This window comes from Candidatus Cyanaurora vandensis (assembly GCF_013285555.1).
Lineage (GTDB): Bacteria > Cyanobacteriota > Cyanobacteriia > Gloeobacterales > Anthocerotibacteraceae > Cyanaurora > Cyanaurora vandensis.
Map to the genome: position 1 here is coordinate 1 of NZ_JAAXLT010000003.1, position 6,361 is coordinate 6,361.

Annotated in this window: 6 protein-coding genes; 5 read left to right on the forward strand and 1 reads right to left on the reverse strand. The window is 56.7% G+C overall.

The genetic code is table 11. From position 1 onward, the window contains the following. A partial coding sequence (locus HFM78_RS00110) for a transporter substrate-binding domain-containing protein (protein WP_396034803.1) occupies positions 1-388 on the reverse strand: 388 nt, incomplete at its 3' end. 91 nt (positions 389-479) lie between these two features. On the opposite strand from HFM78_RS00110, the gene hisIE reads away from it, so the two are divergent. The 5 genes from hisIE (at position 480) to HFM78_RS00135 (ending at position 6,256) form a co-directional block, all read left to right on the forward strand. Then, a complete protein-coding gene (gene hisIE, locus HFM78_RS00115; RefSeq protein ID WP_287127381.1) occupies positions 480-1,097 on the forward strand; it encodes a bifunctional phosphoribosyl-AMP cyclohydrolase/phosphoribosyl-ATP diphosphatase HisIE in 618 nt (205 codons plus the stop codon). Between the two features lie 394 nt (positions 1,098-1,491). Continuing rightward, a complete protein-coding gene (nadB, locus tag HFM78_RS00120; protein ID WP_287127382.1) occupies positions 1,492-3,084 on the forward strand; it encodes an L-aspartate oxidase in 1,593 nt (530 codons plus the stop codon). A 10-nt stretch (positions 3,085-3,094) separates the two neighbouring features. Further along, positions 3,095-4,651, forward strand: coding sequence for a photosystem II high light acclimation radical SAM protein (locus HFM78_RS00125; protein ID WP_287127383.1), 1,557 nt, complete (start codon positions 3,095-3,097; stop codon positions 4,649-4,651). Next, positions 4,648-5,127: a DUF2808 domain-containing protein gene (locus HFM78_RS00130; RefSeq protein ID WP_287127384.1), complete on the forward strand. Its 480-nt coding sequence runs from the start codon at positions 4,648-4,650 to the stop codon at positions 5,125-5,127. The genes HFM78_RS00125 and HFM78_RS00130 overlap by 4 nt, the downstream gene beginning before the upstream one ends. A 67-nt stretch (positions 5,128-5,194) precedes the next feature. Then, a complete protein-coding gene (locus HFM78_RS00135; RefSeq protein WP_287127385.1) occupies positions 5,195-6,256 on the forward strand; it encodes a branched-chain amino acid ABC transporter permease in 1,062 nt (353 codons plus the stop codon). Positions 6,257-6,361: the final 105 nt, after the last annotated feature.

Here is a 6,361-nt window from a genome sequence, read left to right on the forward strand (position 1 = left end):
CCCCCGTCGTCCCAATCTGGACCGCAATCGTCTTACCCTTGAGCGAATCAAGACTCGTAATCGTTCGGTCCTCAGCCCGGACCGCAATCGCCAGCCCCGCTTTGAAATAAGGCTCCGAAAAGTCAACTGTCTTGGCCCGCTCCGGGGTAATCGTCAGCGAGCTAATCGCCGCATCGACCGTCCCTGCCTGGAGTCCAGGAATAATCCCATCAAAGGGCAAGCTCCGAAACTCCACCTGAAACCCCGCCGCTTTGCCAATGGCGTACATCAAGTCAATACTGAACCCCTCCAGTTCACCCTTGGCCCCCTGAGACTCGAAGGGCGGGAAAGCTGGCTCCGTCGCCACCCGCAGGGTTTTAGTTTGAGCAAAACCAGGGAGAGCCAGCATCCAGACCAGAACCAACCCACGCAACAGCTTAAAATAGGCCATGGCTCCCCCAAAATTAAAGACTTAAGACAGATTACCCCAAGGTGTTTCCGTGGATCTCACAACCCTCCGTTTCAATGACCAGGGCCTCATCCCCGCCATCGTCCAAGACTATCTAGATGGCACCGTTTTGATGATGGCCTGGATGAACGCCGCCAGTCTTGCCCAGACGCTTGCCACCCAGGAGACTTGGTTCTGGAGTCGGTCCAGGAGCGAGCTTTGGCACAAGGGCGCGACCTCCGGTCATACTCAACGGGTCCGTGAATTACGCTACGACTGTGACCAAGACGTACTTCTCATCACCGTGGAGCAAGTCGGTGGGATCGCCTGTCACCTAGGCGAACGCAGTTGTTTTCACCAAACCGCAACTAATGCAAAATCCGCCCCCCCCGCCGACACGCTCTCCCAAATCGCCGGGATAATTGCCGACCGCCGCGACCACCCCAGCCCCGACTCCTACACCAGCCGTCTTTTCGCCAAAGGCCAGAACCAAATCCTCAAAAAGCTCGGCGAAGAGTCCGTCGAGGTCGCCATCGCCGCCGCCAGTGAAGGCCGCGCCCGGATCATCAGCGAAGTCAGTGACCTCTGGTTCCACACTCTCGTCCTGCTGGCCCACCATCACATTGATATCCGCGAAGTCTACCAAGAACTCCAGAACCGCCGTAAGTAAGAAGGCCCCTCCGCCCCATACCCTGCCGGGCACAGGCGTAGTGGGGACCAAGGCTAAAAAGGCAGAAGAACCGTCTAGAGGGCGGGGTGTAATAGACAGTTGAACTATTTAAACAGTAGTTAAACCGGATAAATTCCCGCCCGTCCTCGTGGCGAGCTTTAGTTGCACGTGGGGCCGTGCGCGGCCCCTACGGGTCGGCGGGAGCACGAGGACGGAACCTAAGGTTCCTGTCCTCACAGGCGGTTGGGGATGTTTGGGTTATTAGGAATGCCGCAAGCCCTAGGGAGGTGAATAACCCATAGGTCAACGCGGTCCTAACCGGAGGGCAGTAGGATAGATCATCATGGTCATCCCATGGGCGTAAGCCCCAAAGACCTTAGCCTGATGGACGGCGATGCAACAATTTGATGCGCTGATTGTGGGCAGTGGGGCTGCCGGGTTGTATACAGCCCTCCACCTACCGGGGCATTGGCAAATCGCGCTCATCACCAAAGAAGACTTGGCCCTCTCCTCCAGTGATTGGGCACAGGGCGGAATTGCGGCGGTACTAGACCCCACGGATTCCTTCCAGTTACACACTGAGGACACGATGGTGGCGGGGGCGGGATTGTGTGAACGGTCTGCTGTCGAAGTTCTAGTTGAAGAAGCCCCTGAGCGTATTTATGAACTGGTCCATCTCGGTGTGGGTTTTGACCGCTATCAGGGCCGGTTGGATTTGACCTTGGAGGCTGCCCACTCCCGTAAACGGATCTTGCACGCCCGCGATGCCACAGGCCGGGAATTGGTCCGCGCTTTGATGGAAGAAGTCCTCAGTCAACCCAATATCACCATTTTTGAGAAGACTTTAGCTCTGGACCTCTGGGTAGACCAAGGCCGTTGTTGGGGGGTGAAAAGCCGACATGAGGGCCGAGTGGAATATTTTGGTGCCCCGGTCACAGTCCTTGCCACCGGGGGAGCCAGCCGGATTTTTGTCCATAGCACCAACCCGCCAGTTTGTACGGGCGATGGACTGGCGATGGCGTGGCGAGCCGGGGTGTGGTTACGGGACCTAGAGTTTGTGCAGTTCCATCCCACCGCGTTGTCTCTGCCAGATACCCCGCGCTTCTTAATCAGTGAGGCGGTACGGGGGGAGGGAGCCCATATCCTCGATAGCCGGGGAGAACGGTTCCTCAGCCGTTACCATGCCCAGGGAGAGCTAGCTCCCCGCGATGTGGTGGCGCGGGCGATTTATTTGCACCTGAAAGCACAGGGTGAGGAGCGGGTCTTCATTGATTTTCGGCCCATTGGTGCCAAGCGGATGCAGGAACGGTTCCCCAATATTGACCAGATGTGTCAAGCGCGGGGCCTCGATATCAGCCAGGAACCAATCCCCGTGGCTCCAGCGGCCCACTACTGTATGGGCGGGGTACAGACGGACTTGCTGGGGCGGACGAGTCTGACCGGGTTGTGGGCCGTGGGTGAGACCGCGAGCACTGGGGTCCATGGGGCCAATCGGTTAGCGAGCAATTCCTTATTGGAATGTCTGGTCTTTGCCCATCGCATCGGCAACCATGCGGAGCAGGCAGCCCTCACCTATCCCACCCCCGCCCCTGAAACCCCTGAACTCCCGCCTGCTGCTGACCATGTGGCAACTATTTTACAGAAACTCCCCCAACTCTGCTGGGACCACTGCGGGATTGTCCGGGACCGGGCGGGGCTGACCGTGGGACTCGCGCAGCTCCACCATTGGCAAACCTGGCTTGAGACCGGGGACTGGGGGGCTGACCGGGCTAGCTTGGAGGCCCGGAACCAACTCCTAGTGGCGAATCTCGTCTTGGGCTCGGCCCTCTGGCGCGAGGAATCACGGGGGGCACATTTTCGGGCGGACTATCCTGAGACCCTGGACGCTTGGCAGGTCCATACGCTCGTTCGGGGTGAGCAGTGGTCGGCCCAATCCCTGACCACTCCCGAACCGGGGGGCAGTGTTACGCTGGAAGTCAAGCTCTAGTCAACTACTCATGCCAGAAAAAATTCTCTACGTGCGCCTTCCCTGCAATCCGATCTTCCCGGTCGGCGTGGTCTATCTGGCAGATTACGTCCACAAGGTTTTCCCTGAGGTAGTCCAGGAGTTTTTGGACTTGGGCGTGGTGCCGCCCTTGGATTACCGGGTGGCCCTGTCGCGCAAGATTGATGAATTCCAACCAACATTGTTATGTTTCTCCTGGCGGGATATCCAGGTCTATGCTCCGGTGGGCGGACGGGCCGGGAACCCCTTACAAAATGCCTTTGAGTTCTTTTATTCACCGGACCTCTGGGTGAAAGCACGGGCAGCGGTCGGGGGGCTGCGCTTGACGGTGGACTACTACACCGAGCTATGGCGTAACTTGGGCTTGATTCAGTTGGGTTACGAAAAAGCCCGTCAGTACCAAACTCAGTGCCGAATCGTGATTGGTGGCGGGGCGGTGAGTGTGTTTTATGAACAACTCGGCTCTCAGGTCCCCCGGGGCACGATTATTTCTGTAGGTGAGGGTGAGTTTTTATTAGAGAAGTTACTCCGCCATCAACCTATCACCGGAGAACGCTGTTATGTGGCGGGAGTGGAGCAGCCCCGTTCTCATCTCATTGATGAGAAGCCCGTTGAGTTTATTAAAACCGCCTGTGACTATGATTACATCGAGCGGATTTGGCCTGATTTCAGCTATTACTTAGGCGGAGATTTTTATATTGGGGTCCAGACCAAGCGCGGCTGTCCTCACAACTGTATTTACTGCATCTATACCGTGGTTGAAGGTAAGCGGGTCCGGGTCAATGAGGCGGATGAGATTGTCAATGAGATGCAACAACTCTATAACCGGGGTATCCGCAATTTCTGGTTTACTGACGCTCAGTTCATCCCCTCAAAAATGTACATACCGGGCTGCATCGAGCTACTGGAGAAAATTAAAGCCTCCCCGATGCAGGATATCCATTGGGCGGCCTACATCCGTGCTGATAACGTCACCCCTGAGGTGGCGGGGCTGATGGTTGAGACGGGCATGAATTACTTTGAAATCGGCATTACCACCGGCTCCCAGAAGCTCATTCGTAAAATGCGGTTGGGCTACAATCTCAAAATTGTCCTCGAAAACGCTCGTGCTCTCAAAGCGGCGGGCTACAACGACATCATCTCGGTCAATTACTCCTTTAATGTGATTGATGAGACCCACGAAACCATCCGCGAGACGATTACCTACCACCGCGAACTCGAAGCGATTTTCGGGCGCGACAAAGTGGACCCAGCCATCTTCTTCATCGGCCTTCAACCCCATACAGGACTTGAGGAATATGCCTTCAAAAACAATCTCCTTGAAAAAGACTACAACCCGATGGAGATGACCCCTTGGTCTGCCCGCAAACTCCTCTGGAACCCAGAACCCTTGGGGTCCTTCCTAGGTCAAGTCTGTTTAGAAGCTTGGCAGATGAATCCCGATGACTTCGGACGGACAGTGATGGACCTTTTGGAAAAGCGGCTCGGTCGTGCGCCCTTAGCCCAGTGCCTCAGTGCTCCCTTAGAAGAAGCCTTGGTGACGCGATGAAACGCCGTTTATTGTTACTGTTGGGAGCGGGGTCGCCCGTGCTGGCCCAGGGTCTCCCCCTCGGCGTGAATCAAGAAAGTGTCCTCCAGTACAAGCTTCAGGAAGGTACACCGGGCGTGAGCGACCGTTATAACTTAACGTTTAGTCCCCTACCCTTCCCGACGACGAGTCTCCAGATTCTTTATTTCAGCGATTTCACCGGGCAACTCACGACCAAGGCAGCAGTAGTCAGTGGGCGCAATGCCGAGCGGAGCTATGCCGTCAAGAATATAGACCTCGATACCACCGCCCGCGCCCTAACCATCCAGATGAACCGTCCTATTCCCCAGGGTGAATCGCCAGAAGTCCAACTCGAAGAAGTCCGTAACCCGTCCAACGATGGGGTCTTCCAGTTGCGGGGCCGGGTGTTGCAGGGCGGGCTCTTCCCCGCTTTCTTTTACATCGGGGACTGGTTTATCACGGTGGGGAATTCCTAATGTTGCCATCACCACAATTTCTGGACGCTGGGGACCCTACACTAAAAAGAATTCGCTAATCATCTCCGTGGACATCTTCAAAAATCTGGCTGGTTTCTGGTCGACTCGTCCTGCCTGGGTCCGTTTCTTGGTGGTGGTCTTGGCGGCGGTGGGGGTGCCTCTATTGGCGCAACTGACCAGTCAACCCACCTATATCATGAATGTCCTGGTCTCCGTGGGGATTTATATGGTCCTCGCCATGGGCCTCAACATCGTGGTCGGGATGGCAGGGTTGTTGGACTTGGGCTACATCGCTTTTTTTGCGGTCGGGGCCTACAGTATGGCGATTCTCAGTACCCAGTACGGCTGGACCTTCTGGATGGTCTTGCCCGTGGCGGCGGTCCTGGCGGGCGGGATTGGGGTAGTGTTGGGAGCACCGACCTTACCGCTCAGGGGGGATTATCTGGCGATTGTCACCCTGGGGTTTGGGGAGATTATCCGCATCACGCTCAATAACCTAGACTGGTTGACCCGTGGTCCCCAAGGGATTGCTGGGATCAAGCCGCCGATGGTGCCTTGGGTGAGTAATGGCGGGTTGATTTGGTTGGAGCTATACCAGCCAGTGCAACTTTATTATTTAGCTCTGGTCTTTGTCGGGGGGGCGTGGCTCATCACGAGTCGCCTGAAAAATTCGCGGATTGGACGGGCGTTGGTGGCGATCCGGGAGGATGAGATTGCGGCGGCGGCGATGGGGATTGATACGGTGCGCCTCAAGTTGTTGGCCTTTGCGAGCGGGGCGGCCTTTGCCGGGGTGATTGGGGTGTTGTTTGCGAGTCAGATCTCGTTTGTATCCCCGGAGAGTTTTACGCTGTTTGAGTCGGTGATTGTCCTGGCGATGGTGGTATTAGGGGGGATGGGTTCGGTAGTGGGGGCGATGCTCGGGGCGTTTATTCTGGTCGTCCTGCCGGAGTTATTGCGGGGTTTCTCGGAATATCGCTTGTTAATCTTCGGGGCAGCCCTAGTCTTGGTGATGCTGATCCGGCCCCAGGGTATCTTGGGTGACGACAGTAGCCGCGAACCGACGACCGACCGCGAACGGGCTCAAGAGGACCAGAGCTTGAGCGAGACTAAGCAAGACCTCAAGGTTTGAGGCGGGTTGACACTCCCCACGGCTAAAGCCGGGGGATAGCTGGGTGCTACCGCCCAGCTCTTGGTTCCACGAGTCAGCTTGCAACATCGGATTGCGCCTCTGTCG